A 19,008-nucleotide genomic window follows, 5' to 3' on the forward strand; every position below is an offset into this window, starting at 1 on the left:
ACGAGTAATTTGTGTGAGAAAATCCGATGAAGGATTGCGCCCACAAATGTTTAATTACACCCAAAGTATAATAAGATAGCCTCTTCATTAGTAAAGGAGATACAGCACATATGGATACCAAACAAAAGTTCAACTCCACCTATGCAATTATTGCCATCTTCGGCATCCTCTTGCTCCATCAATTATGGACTCAGCAAGGGAGTGTAGCGGTGGTGCCATACAGCGACCTAGAACAGCAGCTTAAGCAGGGCAAAGTAGCTGCGCTTACAATCCGTGAACAACAAATTTTTGGGGAATTAACTATCCCGGATGAAAAGGGTAAAACGCTTATTGTGGCCAACCGCGTTGATCCCAGACTCGCAGAGTCTCTGTCTAAATATAATGTACCCTATACCCAGGTGCACGAATCAAAATTCTTTTCCACTCTGCTCTCCTGGGTTGTTCCTGTCCTGATATTTTTTGGTATATGGTTTTTCGTTTTTCGTAAATTTATCGAAAAACAGGGTGCAGGGGGTGGATTTATGGCTATCGGCAAATCTAAGGCCAAAGTATACATGGAGACCGAGACCGGAGTCAGTTTTGATGATGTTGCAGGAGTAGATGAGAGCAAGGATGAGCTGATCGAGATCGTTGACTTTTTAAAGTCTCCGAAAGAATACTCGAAATTAGGAGCACGTATGCCAAAAGGCGTACTCCTTCTCGGTCCACCCGGAACAGGAAAAACACTGTTGGCCAGGGCCGTTGCAGGTGAAGCGGGGGTACCGTTCTTCTCTATCAGTGGTTCTGAGTTTGTGGAAATGTTTGTTGGCGTCGGCGCAGCAAGGGTTCGCGATCTGTTTGAGCAGGCGAGTAAATCGGCTCCGGCAATAATATTCATTGATGAGCTTGACGCACTGGGTCGTGCCCGTGGCAGTGGACAGTTTGGAGGCAATGATGAGCGGGAACAGACGTTGAACCAGCTTCTCGTCGAAATGGATGGTTTTGATCAGGGTGGAGGACTCATTCTGTTAGCGGCCACCAACAGGCCTGAAATCCTTGATCCGGCCCTCCTCAGAGCAGGCCGGTTTGACCGCCAGGTTCTGGTCGATCGTCCCGATAAAGTTGGAAGGGTGGCCATCCTCCAGGTCCACATGAAAAAGATTACCATTGATAACGATCTTGAGGTAGAAAAAATCGCCGACCTTACAACGGGGTTTTCCGGTGCGGATCTCGCCAATCTCATCAATGAAGCGGCGCTCCTGGCGACAAGGAGAAAGGCAAAAAGTGTCAATATGGAGGATTTCGTTCAGGCGATCGAACGGATTGTTGCCGGCCTTGAAAAGCGTAACCGACTCCTTAATCCTAAAGAACGTGAGATTGTTGCCTATCACGAGATGGGCCATGTTATTGTCGCCCTGGCACTGCCCGGCACTGATCCGGTGCAGAAGGTTTCTATTATCCCCAGGGGAATAGGCGCGCTTGGTTACACTTTACAGCGACCGACAGAAGATCGATTCCTGATGACAAAAGAGGAACTTGAACGGAAGATTGCCGTATTGCTTGGCGGTCGGGTTGCGGAGAAATTGTTTTTTGATCACCTTTCCACTGGTGCTTCGGACGATCTGGCGCGCATAACTGATATTGCCCGCAGTATGGTAACGCGCTATGGGATGGATGAAAGCATCGGTCACATTGTCCATGAGGAGAACAAGCCTAACTATCTGAGCCAGAACTTTTCCGGCCGGGCCGGGGGATCTTCAATGAGTGATAAAACAGCTGAACAGATCGATTCGGCAATAAAGTCGATAGTAGATAAGATTTTCAGTCAGACGCATAATATTCTGGAACAAAACAGGGAATTGATCGACATCTGTGCCAAGGAGCTGCTCAAGAAAGAAACTCTAACTGAACATCAATTACTTGAATTGACAAAGAATATGCACCGGTTTGAAAACGATTAGGCTATACTTAATCTAAGCAAAACACAGTGCTGCACCATTACGCATGTCCTACAGAAGTCCATGCGTAATATATACATATCATCCCATACTCGTTCCAGCTCTTCAATGCCTACACCGGGCAGGGCGGAGCCCGGGCGATACCCGTGGAAACGCTGGTGATAGTGTCCACTTTGTGTACAGTCAAATGTGGGGTAAAGGGTTTGCACCCCTGGCGCAGCCCGTCGAGCACGCGGTCAAAAGCACGATGCAGGGAGTCAGACGGGATTGTGATTTGGCCTCCTTACTCCCTGCTGTTTTGGTTTCGAACTTGGAGGAAGTTGCAACTTCGTGTTTTCTTGCGGTGTTGACGATTCTTTGAGCAGTTCATCGATGATCTCTTGCAGAGAGAGAAGGTAATGATTGATGCTCCAGGCGATCTTTCGGCCGTTTATGGTGAGTTCTATACCGCTGATCACTTCCGACGCCTTGGCAAAATGAACCTGGATTTCATCGACGAAGGTCTCCTTGAGCGCCGTGCGTATCTTGACCTGTGGTTCAGAAGACAAGGAAAACACGCTACGCACGAGCGCTGGGCCGGAGGATGTTTTCAGCGCTGCGGCAAAGTCTTCCTTCGTCTGCCTGTCCAGTTCTCGCACGCGGCGGCTGAACATCGCACTCATCTGTTCTTCGAAAGTCGTCCCGGCGAGATCTCCAAGCGTTTTTCGGGCGATCGCAAAAACTTCCCCCGGGTTCGGCGGGTGATTTCCTCACTTAAGCTCTGTAGTTGGCTTAACAGCGCTTCTTGTTGTTTGGCGCGTAGCTCGTCTGCGGCTTGCCGCGCTGCATCGAAGAGACGTCGGCGTTCTGTTTAGGCCTTGTTCTCTGCTCTTTGCATAAGTTCGTCGCACTGCCCACCAAAGGTATCTTTTTTTTGCCGGAGCGTTCGCCGTTCATCTTCGGCCGCGGTTCTTTGCTTCTCGGCCTCTTCTAGTTGCTTGGCGATAAGCTGTTCAAGCGCGTCGATGGCATCCAGGATGGGTTTGTAAAGAAAGCAATTAATCACCATCACGCAAGACGGAGTAAATAGGCGGCTGACGTTCCTCGAAATGGACGTACACGACGCTGCCGCGTACCGAGAGACGACGTCGAGGTTGGGGGTGGAGGAAGTTTGGTTATTCATGTCTGCTTGCCATTGCGGTTTATCTCCATGCGCAGTGTCTGAAAACGGCTATTCCAAGTGAATGAAGACAGAAGAAAACCGGAGGTATAAGGTATCGTCTTCCCTGTCGGCATCAGCCTCAATAAATTCAAAGACGAGCTTATATAGGAAGAGGACATGCCCTCATAGCTTCTCTGATTTTCTTGTAGACATCTGAAAACCGAATCAAACCGACAATGTCATGCCCATCCTGGACAAAGAGAGAATCGTGGCGTTCGACGACAAAAAGATGGAAGGCCTCATACATTTTAGCATCGATTCTGACCATATGGTCAGGAGTCGGCATCTTGATAAATTCATGAATTTTCACACCATAGACTTTTTTACAGAGCTCTCTAAGAGGGTCATGCCACAGCCGGAGCTCCTTCTCCGTCGATTCATGCACCGTTTGTATCAGTTGAGAATAAGATTTGAATTTTGGGATGTCGATGTTGAGGTATTTGGGTTCCAGGCCCTGAACTACGTCCATGGGAGACATTTTCCCAACGATTTTGCCAGTTGCATCATAGACCAGCAGGATCCTTTGGAGAGCCTTGCCAGACTGGAATTCCTGATCAACTTTTTCCAGTGTCTCCACCGCTTCCATGAAAGTGGCTTGGCTGGAAATTTGGGGGAAGTCATCAAGTGGCCGCATCAACTCCCTAACTTTCATTTCTTCCATTTTGGTTTTCCTCTCATAACAAGGTAAATATTTTAAACATAATTCGATGCTGATATTCAGTCAGGAATACTGTAGTAAAAAAAATACTATTCAAGGCACAGCTCCCGAAATCTTAAAGATAAGGGAGCTGTAAGTCACTTTTTTTGCTGATAAATTTTACCCTTTCCGTCCGGATGATAGTAACCGATAATCCGGTGGACGATCCCTTCTTCATCTGCTTTAAAGCTCAGAACTTTGCCCCACACTGGGGAAATGATTCTCCAGCCGTCTTCTGCATCGACAATCTGGCCGACCTTGACTGGACCGTCACCGGTCTTACAGATGACCCCATCATGCTCACTAATGTCAGCATCAGGGTCGATGATGATGATGGAACCTTTTGGCATAACAAATCCTTGCATATCGACCAGTACGGCGTAGCAGTTTCGCTTCGGAACAATCGATTGCACCGGGAAGCACCTGCCCGTCAAGGTTGCACCGGACAGGGTGTACCTGAGTTCCAGGGAAAAAGCTGCAGGCCGCTTCAGCTCAATGCCGGAGTCCAAGCCGAACTCGGCAAGATCCATATGTATGAAGTCAGCGAATTTCGTCAGAAAATCAGTGTTGAGCTGAATGCCACCTTTTTCAGGACCACGTAGATACTGGCTAAATGCTGATTGTTTAATCCCCAGGGCTTTCGCCGCTTGAGTCTGGTTGATTCGAGCCTGAGCTTTATACTGTAGCCACGCTTGCTGCACTTTTTTTAAGACTTCATCTTTATAATGACTTCTCATAATCGCCTTCTCTTCCTGTATTTCATTGTAGTCGACGACTCTGGTTCCGAATCTCAGTAACTTGACACCAGTTGGACATCTCTTGACCGCCAAACATTTGCTTATTGTTTACTTGATGACCAATTCATAATGCCCCATCTCAAAATATCAGTCAATACTTATTGAGCGACAATTGGTATTGCTTATATTTCTACCCGAGAGTGACCGCAAATCCTCGATTTTTCAGACCCTCGGGCGACAATTAGCCATTTAAAAGTTCACTCCGCCCGTACACGACACCTCAAGCCCTTAAAGATACGGTTTACATAAGTCAATGCAGTCTATTTGATAAACATTTTTTATGGTTCATGGTACATTCACAAAACAACAGACAAGTTTTTAATCGCTCAACCGGAGATTAATCGATGAAGACTTCCATGAATACGACAAGTGAAATGACGACGGGCAATCGAAAAGAGTGGTTGTCGTTCTTGCTGTTGGCCTTCATTGTATTGCCGACAGTTATGGTCGGAGCGATTGCAATATACGGCTTTGCCGTGTGGGGCCTGCAGATTCTGGTATTCGGCCCACCATCATGACGCCCGGCAGACACCTCTGAGATCGATCGCATGCAGTATCCCTTCAGCCAAAGAGTGAGAACGAGATGATAAAAAATCTCTACCGGACCGTTAAAAACCTGTTTCAGAGGCCATCTACAAAGATTGGGCTCGGCGTACTTGTGATGGGCGGTTTTATTGCCGGCGCGATTGCCTGGCTGGGTTTCAATACGGCGCTGCATGCAACCAGTAAAGAAGAATTCTGCCTCAGTTGCCACAGCATGCACGACAACCTGCTGCCCGAACTTCAAAAAACCGTCCACTGGAGTAACCGCACCGGAGTGCGTACCCGTTGCTCCGATTGTCATGTGCCGCACAACTTCACCGACAAAATCGCGCGTAAGATGCAGGCGAGCCGTGAGGTCTGGGGAGAACTGATTGGTACCATCGGCACACGCGAGAAATTTCAGGAGCACCGCATCGTGCTGGCACGTCGTGAGTGGAAGCGTCTGTCCGCCAACGGGTCACGCGAATGCCGGGTCTGCCATGATTACAAGGATATGGACTTCAATGTCATGCGCCCCGCCTCGCAGGTTGCGATGCGCCGTGCCGCCGAACGCGATGAGAGCTGCATTAGTTGCCACAAGGGCATCGCGCATCAATTACCCGACATGAAAGGTGCGCATAATCCCGCTTTCGACACCCTGGTGTCCGCCGCCTCGGGCCAGAACATCGAGGCAGGTGGTGAATATTTTGCCATCCTACCGCGCGATCTTTTCACCGACCCGCAGATGACACAGAAGATCGGCTTGCTTGAAGTGGGAGCCAAGGTCAAGATGCTTGAAACCCAAGGCAACATGCAGCGCGTTGAGCTAGATCTATGGCGCAAGAACAAGGGCTACGGACGGGTATGGTACAGCCAATTCGGGCTCAATATTACCAGCGCGATTCTGGAAAAAACGGTGTCACGTGACGACAACCTGGTCAAGGTACTGGAAGCGCAGGAAGACCTGCTGACCGGTCTTGAATGGCAGCGTGTCAAGGCCGAGGTATGGATGCAGGCCGAGAGCCTCCTCGCCAGTCCGGAGCCGATCTGGTCGATTGCCCGCTCGAGTTACAGCAGTAGTTGCAGCACCTGTCACCGCCAGCCGCAGGAGGCGCACTTCGACGCCAACACCTGGCCCGGCCTTTTCGGCGGTATGGTGGGCTTCACCAGCATGGACGAAGACACCGCCAAAGTAGTGCTCAAATATCTGCAAAACCATTCATCCGACTTCAGCGAAACAGCGCACGGCAATGATGCGACCAAGGGTGCCGTGCAGACGGCCAGGCCTTAACCAGGATAACGATCATGACCTATTCACGGCGAAATTTCCTTAAAGGGATAGCAATATTGTCAGGCAGCGCTCTTGTAGCACCCAGCTTGCTGATTTCGCGCGCGGCACAGGCCCAGAGCGGCGCTGCTCATATGAGCGACGACATCAAGACCTGGAAGGTGGCCGGTTCACACTTCGGCGCGATTCGCGCCAAGGTCGTTGGTGACCGCGTGGTGGAAGTGCAACCGATGGAATATGACCAACATCCGACCGAGATGATCAAGGGAATTCCCGGCCTGATCTACAGCTCGTCACGGGTGCGCTATCCGATGGTACGGCTGGACTGGTACAAAAACCGGCACCACAGCGACACCTCGCAGCGCGGTGATAACCGATTTGTACGCGTCGGCTGGGACGAGGCGATCGATCTGTTTTACGAGGAACTCGAACGCGTACAGAAAGAGTACGGGCCGTGGGCCCTGCACACCGCCGGGGTGGGTTGGCGTTCGGTCGGCCAGATGCATAGTTGCGGCAACCATATGGTGCGCGCGATTGGCATGCATGGGCGCAGCGTCGGAACGATCGGCGACTATTCAACCGGTGCTGGACAAGTTATTTTACCCTATGTGCTCGGTTCCACCGAGGTTTATTCGCAAGGTACTTCGTGGGAAGTGATTCTTGCGGAGAGCAAGGTGATTGTCTTCTGGGCGAACGACCCGATCAAAAATCTGCAGGTTGGCTGGAACACCGAAACCCACGAATCCTATGCCTACTTCGCGCAACTGAAAAAAAAGGTCGCAAGCGGAGACATTCAGGTTATCTGCCTCGACCCGGTGAAGAGCAAGACTCAAAATTATCTCGAATGTGAGCATCAGTACGTCAACCCAATGACTGATGTGGTGCTGATGCTGGCAATGGCCCACACACTGGTCATAGAAAACCTTTACGACAAGAAATTCCTCGAAACATATGCACTGGGCTTTGACCGCTTCCTTCCGTATTTGCAAGGCCGAAGCGAAGACAACATCGAAAAGACACCGGAATGGGCCGAGAGTATTTGCGGCGTACCAGCCGAGCACATTCGCGAGCTTGCCCGGCTGATGGCTGCCAACCGCACACAACTCATTTTCGGCTGGGCGGTGCAGCGCCAGCAACATGGCGAACAGCCGTACTGGATGGGTGCGGTGCTGGCCGCGCTGCTCGGCCAGATCGGCTTGCCTGGTGGCGGCATCAGCTTTTCCCACCACTACAGTTCGGTCGGGGTGTCATCCTCTGGTGCTGCTATGCCGGGCGCATTTCCGCTCAACCTCGATCCGGGGCGCAAGCCAAAGCATGACAACGACAACTACCAGGGCTACAGCACGGTGATTCCCATTGCTCGCGCCATTGATGCCTTGCTCGAACCGGGCAAGGAAATAGACTTCAACGGTACCAAAGTCAAGCTGCCTCCATATAAAATGGGCATCTTCACCGGTCACAACCAGTGGCACCGGCATCAGCAGCGCAACCGCATGAAACACGCCTATCACAAGCTGGAAACGGTCGTGGCAATCGACTACAACTGGACTGCCACCTGCCGTTTTGCCGACATCGTGCTGCCCGCCTGCACCCCTTTTGAGCGCAACGACATTGACGCATACGGCACGTACAGCAACCGTGGAGTATTGGCAATGCACAAACTCATCGACCCGCTGTTTAACTCCAAGCCTGATTTTGAGATTTTCAGCGCGCTGTGCCGCCGCTTTCATCGCGAAGAAGAATACACGCGCGGTATGAACGAAATGGAATGGATCGAGTATCTCTACAACGAATGTGTCGCCGAGAACGTACAAAAAAACATCGCCATGCCTTCCTTTGCAGAATTTTGGAAAAAGGGGTATCACCTTTTTCCCGAAGGCAAACCGTGGGTGCGACACGCCGACTTCCGCGATGATGCTGAAGTGAACGCGGTGGGAACCCCCTCGGGATTCATCGAGATTTTCAGCCGCAAGATCGAACGCTACGGCTATGCCGATTGCAAGGGCCATCCTATCTGGATGGAAAAGATCGAACGTTCGCACGGTGGTCCGGGCTCAGACCGCTACCCCCTGTGGCTCCAGTCAGTACATCCGGACAAACGCCTGCACTCGCAACTCTGCGAATCCGAGGCGCTGCGCTCGACCTATACGATCCAAGGCCGCGAGCCTGTCTTTATGAGCCCACAGGATGCCAAAGATCGTGGCGTCTCCCACGGAGATCTGGTGCGCGTATTCAATGATCGGGGCCAACTGCTTGCCGGTGCGCATGTGTCCGACAATTTCCCACCGGGGGTGGTGCGCATTGAGGAAGGCGCCTGGTATGGTCCAACCGGACCGGAGATTGGTGCACTCGATACCTATGGCGATCCGAATACGCTCACGCTCGACATCGGCACATCCAGCCTGGCACAGGGGCCGAGTGCCAACACCTGCCTCGTGGAACTGGAAAAATACGTTGGCACGGCGCCGGTGGTAACCGCTTTTGGTGGCCCGACCGAGGTCGATCCAAACGGCAACCAGGTGAAGGCAAATGCCTGAACCAACACCTGTTGACCAAAACTTGACTGAATGGGCCCAATTGAGCGAACAGCGCGCATTCGTGTACGCCTGGCTGTCCACATTGTATGCCGCCGAAGTGCATGAACATATGCTTGCGTCTTACCTGGCTGGGCAGGCAGCACCATTGTTCGATGGATTTTCGGTTCTGGGCCTTCGCACAGAAGCGCAGCGTTTGCAAGTTGCGATCACTACGCTGCACGACATACCCAATGCGCACCTCGAACTGGCGGCCGATTTCGCCCAGATGTTTCTGCTCGACAAAAAGGCCGGCGCGCTGCCTTACGCGTCCGCGTACGGTGCTGAACAAGAGGGCCTTTACGGACCGGCTGAGGAGCGCATGCGTACATTTCTGGCAAATGCATCACTTACTATTCAAAATGAATTCAAGGAGCCGCCAGATCATCTTGCGATCTATCTTGCCGTGATGGAGCGACTCGTCACTGAGCAGGTGCACACGACGGATGTTTCTGATGCGGCGCACGCTCAGGCGTCGTTTCTGGATGATGCACTCCTCTCCTGGCTGCCGGAATTTTCCTCGCGCAACCAGACGGTATCGCCACGCTTCGACTTCTATCCCGCACTCGCCGCACTGCTTCTTGCTTTCGTTGAGGACGACGCGAAATATCTGTACGAAGAGGTAAGGATCTCCATCCCGTAAGCTGTCATCTAGGGATGCCTTTAAACGGCTACCACTTCTCAATATCAAGTGTCGTGACAGCGAATAAAAAAGATCACTCCTTTTGGCTTGGAGGGTGACAATCAAAAAACTATTGTTCCAGCAAATTACACTAATACAAAAACGGCAGATAAAAAGTGCCGTATTGTTAGCCGTGGATGACTTCAGGAAATGTAACTTCAATATAAAAGGTGCCTAGCTATGAGACATGTTGATGTAGCCATTATCGGAGCAGGAACAGCGGGCCTTACTGCTCGCCGCGAAGTTGAGAAAAAAACAAAAAATTATATGGTTATAGATGACGGGCCATTGGGGACGACCTGTGCCCGCGTCGGATGTATGCCCTCAAAAGCGTTTATCCAGGTGGCCAACGATTTCGCACGGCGCCGACATTTGCAGGAGCAGGGGATTCACAACGGATTACAGCTGAAAGTGGATACAACTGAAGTGATGCAGCATGTCCGCAAGCTAAGAGACCGTTTTGTCGGCGGAGTACTCTCCGGTATGGCTCAGTGGAGGGATGAAAAACTCATTCGTAAGACTGCCCGTTTTATCGACCAGCATACCCTTGATCTGGGAGATGAGCACATTCGTGCAGACACCATTATTATAGCGGTGGGAACGAGGCCGGTTGTCCCTGAACCCCTTAAAAAATATGCTTCTTTTATCATTGATACCAACGATTTTTTCGAACTCGAACAGCTGCCGGCAAAGGTTGCGGTGCTGGGCATTGGTGTCATTGGTATCGAGCTGGGTCAAGCGTTGTCGCGGCTTGACATAAAGACCACCATAATCGGCAGACGAGCAAGGTTTGCGGGGCTCAGTGATCCTGAGATCAACGACTATATCGCCCGAAAATTTGCAGAACAGCTTGATCTATCCCTTAACGGCTATGAGATTAAAGGTGTTGCAGACAACGGCTGCCTCATGCTTACGACCGGTGAACGTGAAATTGAAGTGGACCTTCTTCTGACGGCCCTTGGCCGGCGTCCGAATCTTGACCGGCTGAATCTGGATGTCCTTAATCTGCCGATGGATAAACGCGGCATTCCCTACTATCAGGAAGAAAGTTTTAACATAACAGGTACCAGTCTCTACCTCGTCGGTGATACCAATCTAAGACGCCCTCTCTTGCATGAGGCAGCAGATCAGGGACGTATTGCCGGGTTTAACGCCGTTAATGATCCTCAATGTTTTAAGGAGCGAATCGCTCTCTCCATAACTTTCTGCGAACCAAATATCGCTTTCGTCGGCAAGCGATACGAGGAGCTTGTGCAGAAAAGCGTCGACTTTGTCACCGGTAAAGTTAGTTTTGAAGGCCAAGGCAGGTCAATTATAAAAATTGAGGAGATCGGAGTCCTGCATATCTATGCCGAACGATCTTCAGGCAAGCTGCTCGGCGCAGAAATATTTGCCCCCGATGGCGAACATCTCGCCCATCTCGTATCTTGGGCCATTAGTTGCAATCTCACGGTCCATGAGACGCTGGCTTTGCCCTTCTATCATCCAGTGATTGAAGAAGGGTTGCGCACCGCCGTTCGCAACGCAGCACGACAGGTGGAAGCGCCGCCAAATCCGTTAGAGATTTTCCGCTGTGAAGACAGCCCAATACGGTGACAAAGTCCTTGGTGCTGGATCTCGATAATCTTCTTGTGCAAATGGAGTACACTTAAATGTTATATATCAGCAATCAACAGTTGGCAGGTCCGTGTCGCCTTTTCCATAGACGTCGAGACACTTAAACTAAGATTATTCAACGCATTGAAAAAGTATGTAAATAACGATTTAGATTAACTGAATGATAAACCTGTTAGTATAGTACGGTACACGAATCGTTGTCGTAGTTCAAAATATCTTAAAGCCTGCGCTTGGAAAAAAGGACGGCAATGATACATATATTATGCACTTCCCGGCTGGCAGCAACCAGCAGCGACAGGAGCAATCACTACCAGGATAATATTTCATGAACCCTCCCAACCAGTCAACCACCCATAAAGGCCGTTATAAAAGTCTTCTCGAGATTGTATCAACTGATGATGTCATCTGTATCCTTATTGTCGCAGATCCGGACGCCATTGCCAGTGCTCTCGCTTTAAAAAGACTGTTTTGGAGAAAGGTAAAGAAGACTCTTATCTGCCGGGTCAATGCCATCAAACGTTCGGACAATCTCGCTATGATCAGAGATCTTAAGATTACCGTGCCTTACCTTACAAGGGCAGACACCAGTAAGGTGACAAGGTGGGCCATGGTTGACTCACAGCCACATCACCATAAATCTTTAAGAAATACCGATTTTAGTATTATTATTGATCATCATTCGCCCGATCCTTCGCTGAAAGTCCCTTTTAAAGATATACGCGAGGAATACGGTGCTGTTTCATCCATGATGACGGAATATTTCAAAGCAGCAGGTGTTGCCCCTTCAATAAAGTTAGCCACTGCTCTGTTTTACGGCATTAAGACAGACACTGATAACTTCACCAGAACGTCAACCTACGCTGATGTCGAAGCATTTCGGTATCTTTATCCCCGCGTCAATATCAATATTATTAAAAAAATCGAATCATCTGAAATCAACAAGAGAAACCTGGCCGCATTTCGTAAGGCTTTCGAAGAGCTGGAATTTATCGGCGATACGGCCTATATCCATATGGGTGTAGTAAAAGATGCCGATGCTCTGGTAATTCTCGCCGATTTTTTTCTAAAGATGGCGGAAGCCACCTGGTGCATCGTTTCCGGAATTTACGGCAAGAAATTGATTATAATCCTGAGAAATGCCGGTTTTCGGCTTAATGCGGGCAAGGTTGCAAAACAACTGTTCGGTAAGCTTGGCTCCGCCGGGGGACATAAGGGCGCCGCAAGGGCAGAGATACCAATCTCAGCTCTTACGGATGAGACAGAAAATTTATCGAAAATTAGTGAGTATGTTGCAGATAAAATCAAAAACCGTTAACTACGTATCCCGTTCGCAGTACCAGATCCAACTCTGTCGAAGTTTAAGCAATAGCCCTTTGGGCCTCAACCTGCTGCTCAAGTTCCACCACAAGTTCAGAGGGGAGTCGCAGGCGCGCCGCCAGCATACCGAGGTAGCCTTTTTCTGCTGCGGTGTCTACTTCGACTGCAAGCAGCGATGCTGTGTATATTTCTGCTGTGATCTCTGGGGTGGTTGCACTGTTGACGATAGCGTCCATATCAACCGGATGGCCCATTTCTTCCACCAGTAAGGCCTGACTGTTGCTGTCCAGTTCTAATGATTGGATCTTTTGGAAAATGGACTGACTTTCTTGTGCATCAAGGCGCCCATCCACGCGTGCAACGGCAATCATGGCACGCACTAATAGAAGTCCCAGTGCTTCAATGGCTACATCATCACTCTCCTCGGGCATGAACGCGGTACCAGGTGGAGCTGCAACGAGATCTGTTGCGGTGGCGGGCAGAGTTGAGCTGGTATCTTTATTGTTGAAGCGCTGGTATGCAGTGTATGCAAGTGCGCCTACTGCAGCAACTCCACCCACCTTGAGTCCTTTCTTGCCGGTCAGCATGCTACTGGCAAGTCCACCCGCCAAAACCCAGAAACACCACTAGGGCTGTGGTAAAGGAAAAAAGTTTAATAATCTACGCATTGTGAATTTCCTGATAATTTAATGATAAATCCGCTGCAAAGAATCTGTGGTTGGGTCGCTACCACCGGCGGGAATTGTTGGAACACCTCTCTTGATAATTGTTGTAGGAACGAGCTGGTTGTTGAAGTGGAGTAACTTTCAAAAAAACAAGGTCCCCGTGGAACGTTTGGCTGTTCCTGCGTTTCGACTGGTGGTCTTTACGGGTAAACCAAAAGAGGGATACAAAAATCGTTAAGCAGCAAAACAGTAATATTTCCATAGTCAAGCCTATTATTAGTTGAATTGTTTATAAAAAGCCCGGTCATGCAGAAAAAATTCGACAGCATACATGGCAGGACTTTCTTGGAGGGTAATATATGTAAAGTTGTCAACCAATGGCTATGCTGTCTTGACCATGATAGGCAACGAAAAATTCGAGCTGGAGAAGTATGTTCTTGCCTTAAAGTTGATACTCTTGTCGCTCATTTTCAGACCAGAGAGGTTCATCTTCAACTTTCGTCCTGCGTCTATTCATACGGATCGGATTATCGCGGCGTCGGTCCAGGCTGCGACCGACTGCTCTTTCTGCACGGGATAGACAGTGGCTTAGGACAGAAAGAACCTTTTCGCCTTCACCTTGAACTACAACTTCACCGGTTGATGCCAATTTTACTGAGACAATACACCGTGTGTCTTCTCCACCTTTAGGGCCATTTGTGTCAGTTATACGGATTGTAACGGTCTGGATGGCTGTAGCAAACCGGCTCAATGCTAACCGTGTTCGTTGTGCCACCTTGCGAGAAATTTTGTTGTCCGAACAACTCTGTTGCATCGAGATGTCGATCTTCATGTAAACTCCCAAATTAAATGATAACGCAATTATACGAATGGGTATTTGAGTGAAAAATCTATCCTTCATATTCTGATATTGAATTCGTCATGAATCAAACAATAAGGTAAACAATTGATTATTTTTGATGCGGACAGAATTTCTTTTCTTCCACGGATAAAATCAGTCTTTCCTAAAAGCACTAAAAAGTTTATCCAGACCTGTCTTTTCGAGCTGAGAAACGCTCTCAAGTTCTCCGGCATCAAGCCAGATACCTTCGCACCCGGAACACTTGTCGATCATGATAGCTCTGTACTTAATCTCAACTAGCTCCATACCGCACTTAGGGCACCGCATATGATGTAACTCTTTCAGCTTAAGTTTTTCTTCTGTGGCTATGTTTTTAGATTTTTCAGCCTTTGTCTGCTGCATTCTTTCGAACTCTTTACGCGCAATGTATTCCTGTTCCTGGTCTGTCGGTGTTATTGGCATGTTTTCCTCTACGGTTTTATTTTTGTTCATCAACTCTTATTATTGTCCAAGCCTGAGACAATAAATACCAAGCGGTAGCTTATTATTTTTTCACTACCTCGCCCTCATATTCGAATTTGTCTTCGTCGCATAGTATTCTCTTGTCAAAATTGATTACTTATTAATTCTTTCACAAAGAGTACTCATAAGAATAAATTAGAACAATTAGATAATTAAAGACATTCAATTCGAATAAAACGAACAATAGATTTATTGAATGAAAGCCTCGGCCCTAATACACTCGGTTGTAAATGGTTCTTCTGTGGAACAATGGAACAGAAAAATCAGATAGGGGTCACTTCAAGAATCGAATTACAAAATACGTTAAGCGTTGGCTGAGGCCGGAGCCCAGCCAGCGTTAACATCGTAGGAAAGGACATTAGCTTATCTTTCAAGTAACAAAAATGACGCTTTTCATGAAATATCTCGAAATATCAAAAGGATAACATGTCATTTTCAAGATTCGTTAAAAACATTCTGTTACTTATAAAATTTGACCCGGCAGCGCCCGGGTGGGACGCTGATTACCCCTAATGTTCATCTACTTACCGGTGAACATTTTCATGCAGGAGCCAGGCGGTTATTCGTTTACGGACTTTGTCTGGGTGGGCATCCCGTTGCTGATGCTGACCTTGATAATTTACGTTCTGCTTGTGTCATGGTTCTATCTGTAACCAATCAGCAAGACGAAATATTTTCGGAGGCTCCATCAGCCAGGCTATTTTTTGACCGGATGCGGCAAATTAACGTCGGTTTGGGGGGCATTTTGGGTGGGCTGTGAGGTATCACTGCGATACACGGTGTGCTCCAGTACCAGCACTGCCAGCACACCCATTACAAACCCATTACCGGCAATCGGCATGAGTAAAGGGGGAAAAGCGGCCGTGACAGCAGCAGGCAGGTAAGACACCAAGATGCTTACCATCATGGGAATACCAATGACAAGGCCATCCCGAAACGCGAAACCGCTCGTACCAAAGGCTACCATCAACCCAGCAGCCAATTGGGAGCACATGATGTAGAGCAGGATCGTTCCCACCACGACAGAAGGTACATTCCAGGCAAAGGCCACTACCCCGGGTAAAAAAGCCATGGCCAGCAAGCCCAGGCTGGTTGGAAACAAGGTGAAGCGGGAAGCGTTGCCATTGGCAGCAATGATTCCGGCGCTCATAGAAAAGTTCACCGGCCCGATCACCCCGAAAAACCCAGCTAGCACGTTGGCAAGGCCGCTGAGGGTGATGCCGGCAGTCACTCGACGTTTCATACCTGGGGCCTTGATGAGTTGCCCCACCGCTTGAATGGAGCCCAAATCGTTGATGGAAAGAGCGATAAAGCAGATCAGAAACGAGATAAGTAAACCAGGTTCCCAGATTAAGGTCGTGGTGAAATCGGTAAAAAAGTTGGATACTAGTCCCAATTGACCCCGGTCACGCAAGACCTCGGGAGGTAGTAACAGCAGGTAACAGATGCTACCGGCAATGATGGCCCAAACAATCATGGTGGTTTTCCAGATGCCGGGGAGCAGTCGATCGGCGATGATCATGAGCATGAAAAAGAGTAGGGCAAATCCCAGGTTGGTCAATGCCGTTTCCGTAGATGCGGAAACGAGAATGAGATTCAAAATGGTGGGGGTAATGGTCAGAGCAATGAGTATCAGGATAGTGGCCACCACTCGAGAAGTAAAATAGCGGGAGATCCACGAGAACAACCCCGTAACGCAGAGCAGGACCAGGAATCCGCCTCCAGCGGCAATGGATGTATATATGGCATTTATATCACTGCCGGTGCCAGCCAGAATGGCTACCAGCAGCACCGTCGCCGGTCCGGTGATCAACGGCAGCCTATGACCCCACAGTACTTGCAAAAACAGCGACACGGCAATAACAAAAAACAATTTTTGCATGTAAAGTAATTGCTGGCCAAAATCGGTAAAGTGGAGACCAGCCACCACTTTACCGATTTTGATCACTGTGGCTATAGTGATAGCCAGCCATTGCATACCGAAGATTAAAGTTTGAGTCAATGGCGGGCGCTCATCCAAGCCATATTTGATTATAAGTTGCTTCAATACACCTCCTGAGGTGTATTTTGATAAATAAAATACAATACGGGATTGAAATATGCGCCGAGTGTACGGACAGGATCTCGATGCTAACCGGCTCTAAGTGACGCACAAGCATGGTGTCTGTTCACCAGGCCCCGGCCAATAACCGCATAACCTCCTAACTATAAACGTGCTCCAGTGCCGGAGATTCGAGAAAGATGTCCGGAAACTGGCATTATTGATATTATTACAGATGCGGTGCTGGTGAACGTTTACCAAGCAAGGAGAGAGAGTATTACAATAGCAAATCACCGGCACGTTCAGGTTGATATGTGACTTTTATGACACGAACCTCAAGCAGTCCGCCGCCAGGTTTCGGCCAGGAGATGAGGTCTCCTTCCCTTAAGCCAAGCAAGGCACTACCCACAGGCGCAAGAATAGAAATTTTGCCATCGCCACCGCCAACATCTCTAGGATAGACAAGTGTCAACGAAAAAGTTTTATTTGATGATTCCACTCTGAACTCTACCGTTGAGTTCATTGTGACAATATCGGGAGGCATTGCTTCCGGATCAACAATATCCGCCCGATCGAGCTCGGTTTGAAGGTCGTCGATATTAGGAAATTGGTCGTCATCTAACGACTCAATTATCTGTTCAAGTCTCGCTAAATCCAGCGACGAAATTGTTATTTGTGGTCTTTTCATAATGGTTTATCCATCTCGTGGTGTGATAATGTCTTGTATTGTCAATACATTAATTTAACCAGCGAGCTTCAGCGAAGCCCTATTAAATGACTTAAATGGTTTCCCTTCTTGTTTTTCGTTTAACTCGTGTAGAAGGTGAAGAAAAGGTAGCCTTTGTCATGATTCTTTAGCTGAGATATCAAGGATTTTTACTGGATTATCAAAGGTCTTCCAACCATGTTTCACTCCAGATGGTATAAAATATGACTCATCAGATGTGAGTATTTTTCGTTCTTCACCAATATACATTTCAATTTTTCCATTTAGAATGATTCCACATTGATCGAACTTGTGACTGTGACCTATATCTTCTTTTTCAGCTTCGATTTCCATGCAAACCATTATTAGGTTGTTGCCTATCTCTGCTTTACTTGAAATTCCAGGTCTGAACTTTTCTAACTGTAAAGTGCTTAAGTTCCAGAAAGCCATTTCATTATCCTTTTCAAATATAACAGTGCAATACTTGGACAAAGTCCATCATATTCAAGATTAACCTGTCCGGCATGGAAAACCCTGTCCAGTTGTTACCTTTTTCTTCCAATTTTTCCATTTTATCTGATATTACCATAGATATGATTGAATAAAGATCAAAATTCACGCCAAATCCAAAGCTTAAATTGATGGATCAAGTGCGCGAGACTTTACAGTATCATTACGCCCGCTCAACAGAAAAACCGTATTGCCATTGGATGCGTATTCCATTGATTCCGGCCACTCATTCCAGTCGAAGCCGGCCACCGATTCCACGTGATCCCGGCCACCCATTCCAGATGATCGCGGCCAGGTAGTCGGAGCGAAGCGACGCTGTTATTTGTCCCTTACCTCGTCATTGCTGTTCACGTCAAGTTTGCATTATGTTTTCTCATAGAATCTCCATCAAGTTTTATTTTATGGGCGTTGTGCACCAGCCTGTCGAGAATGGCATCGGCAAGAGTCGGGTCGCCGATCTGCTCATGCCAGTGATCGATAGGCAACTGACTGGTGACGAGCGTTGATTTCAAGCCATGGCGGTCCTCAAGTATCTCAAGTAAATCATGTCGTTGATCTCGACAGAGTTGCTCCAGGCCGTAGTCATCGAGCACCAGCAAATCAGCTTTGGCAAATGAAGCCAGCAGCTTCAGATATCGGCCATCACCTTTTGACAGGGCCAGATCCTCAAAGAGCTTGGTGATTCTCAGGTAGAGGGTGGTATAGCCTTCCCGGCATGCTTTCTGGGCAAAGGCACAAGAAAGAAAGGTTTTACCAACCCCGGTGGGGCCGGTGATTATCAGATTGTTGTGCTCTTTGATCCACTCGCAGCCCGCCAGTCGCATCACCAGGGATTTATCCAGGCCCCGCGGATGCCTGAAGTTGATGTCTTCTATACAGCCATCCTGGCGTAGCCTGGCTTTGCGTAATCGTGTATTCATTCTCCTTGTCTGTCTGACGGCCATCTCCCGGTCGAGCAGGATGCCCAGCCGTTCTTCAAAGCCCAGATCATCCAGGGAGTTCATCCGCATCTGTTCATCAAGTGCAGTCGCCATGCCGGTGAAGCGTAAGGTTGTTAGTTTCTCAAGAGTTGGGTGAAGCAGCATTATTCTC

The 19,008-nt window shown here is 48.7% G+C and carries 18 protein-coding genes; 7 read left to right on the forward strand and 11 right to left on the reverse strand.

The features are described 5' to 3' along the window. The first annotated feature begins 110 nt into the window (after window positions 1–110). Window positions 111–1,940, forward strand: coding sequence for an ATP-dependent zinc metalloprotease FtsH (gene ftsH, locus FCL47_RS17425; protein WP_136814812.1), 1,830 nt, complete (start codon window positions 111–113; stop codon window positions 1,938–1,940). Window positions 1,941–2,194: 254 nt separating this feature from the next. Here ftsH and FCL47_RS17430 read toward each other — a convergent pair whose 3' ends face one another. The 4 genes from FCL47_RS17430 to FCL47_RS17445 form a co-directional block, all read right to left on the reverse strand. Next, window positions 2,195–2,599 carry a F0F1 ATP synthase subunit delta gene (locus tag FCL47_RS17430; protein ID WP_136814813.1) on the reverse strand — a complete coding sequence of 135 codons (405 nt, stop codon included), beginning with the start codon at window positions 2,597–2,599 and terminating at the stop codon, window positions 2,195–2,197. Window positions 2,600–2,787: 188 nt separating this feature from the next. Continuing rightward, window positions 2,788–3,099, reverse strand: a complete 312-nt coding sequence (locus FCL47_RS17435) for a hypothetical protein (RefSeq protein WP_136814814.1) — start codon at window positions 3,097–3,099, stop codon at window positions 2,788–2,790. A 139-nt stretch (window positions 3,100–3,238) separates the two neighbouring features. After that, window positions 3,239–3,799 carry a hypothetical protein gene (locus FCL47_RS17440; protein WP_136814815.1) on the reverse strand — a complete coding sequence of 187 codons (561 nt, stop codon included), beginning with the start codon at window positions 3,797–3,799 and terminating at the stop codon, window positions 3,239–3,241. A 134-nt stretch (window positions 3,800–3,933) separates the two neighbouring features. Next, window positions 3,934–4,572, reverse strand: coding sequence for a helix-turn-helix transcriptional regulator (locus tag FCL47_RS17445; RefSeq protein ID WP_136814816.1), 639 nt, complete (start codon window positions 4,570–4,572; stop codon window positions 3,934–3,936). Between the two features lie 434 nt (window positions 4,573–5,006). On the opposite strand from FCL47_RS17445, the gene FCL47_RS25705 reads away from it, so the two are divergent. The 6 genes from FCL47_RS25705 (at window position 5,007) to FCL47_RS17475 (ending at window position 12,629) form a co-directional block, all read left to right on the forward strand. Continuing rightward, entirely contained in the window at window positions 5,007–5,150 is a 144-nt protein-coding gene (locus tag FCL47_RS25705; RefSeq protein ID WP_370459576.1) for a periplasmic nitrate reductase, NapE protein, read from the forward strand. Between the two features lie 68 nt (window positions 5,151–5,218). After that, window positions 5,219–6,445 carry a pentaheme c-type cytochrome TorC gene (torC, locus tag FCL47_RS17455; RefSeq protein ID WP_136814987.1) on the forward strand — a complete coding sequence of 409 codons (1,227 nt, stop codon included), beginning with the start codon at window positions 5,219–5,221 and terminating at the stop codon, window positions 6,443–6,445. A gap of 14 nt (window positions 6,446–6,459) precedes the next feature. After that, window positions 6,460–8,979: a trimethylamine-N-oxide reductase TorA gene (torA, locus tag FCL47_RS17460; RefSeq protein WP_136814818.1), complete on the forward strand. Its 2,520-nt coding sequence runs from the start codon at window positions 6,460–6,462 to the stop codon at window positions 8,977–8,979. Beyond that, on the forward strand, window positions 8,972–9,658 hold the full coding sequence (gene torD / locus FCL47_RS17465) for a molecular chaperone TorD (RefSeq protein WP_136814819.1): 687 nt from the start codon (window positions 8,972–8,974) through the stop codon (window positions 9,656–9,658). Before torA ends, torD begins: the two co-directional genes overlap by 8 nt. Before the next feature lie 219 nt (window positions 9,659–9,877). Further along, complete coding sequence (locus tag FCL47_RS17470) at window positions 9,878–11,293, forward strand: dihydrolipoyl dehydrogenase (protein WP_136814820.1); 1,416 nt, start codon at window positions 9,878–9,880, stop codon at window positions 11,291–11,293. Window positions 11,294–11,639: 346 nt separating this feature from the next. After that, a complete protein-coding gene (locus FCL47_RS17475) occupies window positions 11,640–12,629 on the forward strand; it encodes a bifunctional oligoribonuclease/PAP phosphatase NrnA (protein ID WP_136814821.1) in 990 nt (329 codons plus the stop codon). Between the two features lie 43 nt (window positions 12,630–12,672). Here FCL47_RS17475 and FCL47_RS17480 read toward each other — a convergent pair whose 3' ends face one another. From FCL47_RS17480 to istB, 7 genes are all read right to left on the reverse strand, one after another. Next, a complete protein-coding gene (locus FCL47_RS17480) occupies window positions 12,673–13,242 on the reverse strand; it encodes a tellurite resistance TerB family protein (RefSeq protein WP_255580746.1) in 570 nt (189 codons plus the stop codon). Window positions 13,243–13,738: 496 nt separating this feature from the next. Continuing rightward, window positions 13,739–14,128: a hypothetical protein gene (locus FCL47_RS17485; RefSeq protein WP_136814823.1), complete on the reverse strand. Its 390-nt coding sequence runs from the start codon at window positions 14,126–14,128 to the stop codon at window positions 13,739–13,741. A 162-nt stretch (window positions 14,129–14,290) separates the two neighbouring features. After that, a complete protein-coding gene (locus FCL47_RS17490) occupies window positions 14,291–14,629 on the reverse strand; it encodes a zf-TFIIB domain-containing protein (RefSeq protein WP_136814824.1) in 339 nt (112 codons plus the stop codon). A 727-nt stretch (window positions 14,630–15,356) separates the two neighbouring features. Then, entirely contained in the window at window positions 15,357–16,706 is a 1,350-nt protein-coding gene (locus tag FCL47_RS17495; RefSeq protein WP_136814825.1) for a uracil-xanthine permease family protein, read from the reverse strand. Window positions 16,707–16,977: 271 nt separating this feature from the next. After that, window positions 16,978–17,388 carry a nucleoside diphosphate kinase regulator gene (gene rnk / locus FCL47_RS17500; RefSeq protein ID WP_136814826.1) on the reverse strand — a complete coding sequence of 137 codons (411 nt, stop codon included), beginning with the start codon at window positions 17,386–17,388 and terminating at the stop codon, window positions 16,978–16,980. A gap of 156 nt (window positions 17,389–17,544) precedes the next feature. After that, complete coding sequence (locus tag FCL47_RS17505; RefSeq protein ID WP_136814827.1) at window positions 17,545–17,856, reverse strand: cupin domain-containing protein; 312 nt, start codon at window positions 17,854–17,856, stop codon at window positions 17,545–17,547. A 407-nt stretch (window positions 17,857–18,263) separates the two neighbouring features. Then, complete coding sequence (istB, locus tag FCL47_RS17510) at window positions 18,264–19,001, reverse strand: IS21-like element helper ATPase IstB (RefSeq protein ID WP_136814828.1); 738 nt, start codon at window positions 18,999–19,001, stop codon at window positions 18,264–18,266. Window positions 19,002–19,008: the final 7 nt, after the last annotated feature.

The organism is Desulfopila sp. IMCC35006 (assembly GCF_005116645.1).
GTDB lineage: Bacteria > Desulfobacterota > Desulfobulbia > Desulfobulbales > Desulfocapsaceae > Desulforhopalus_A.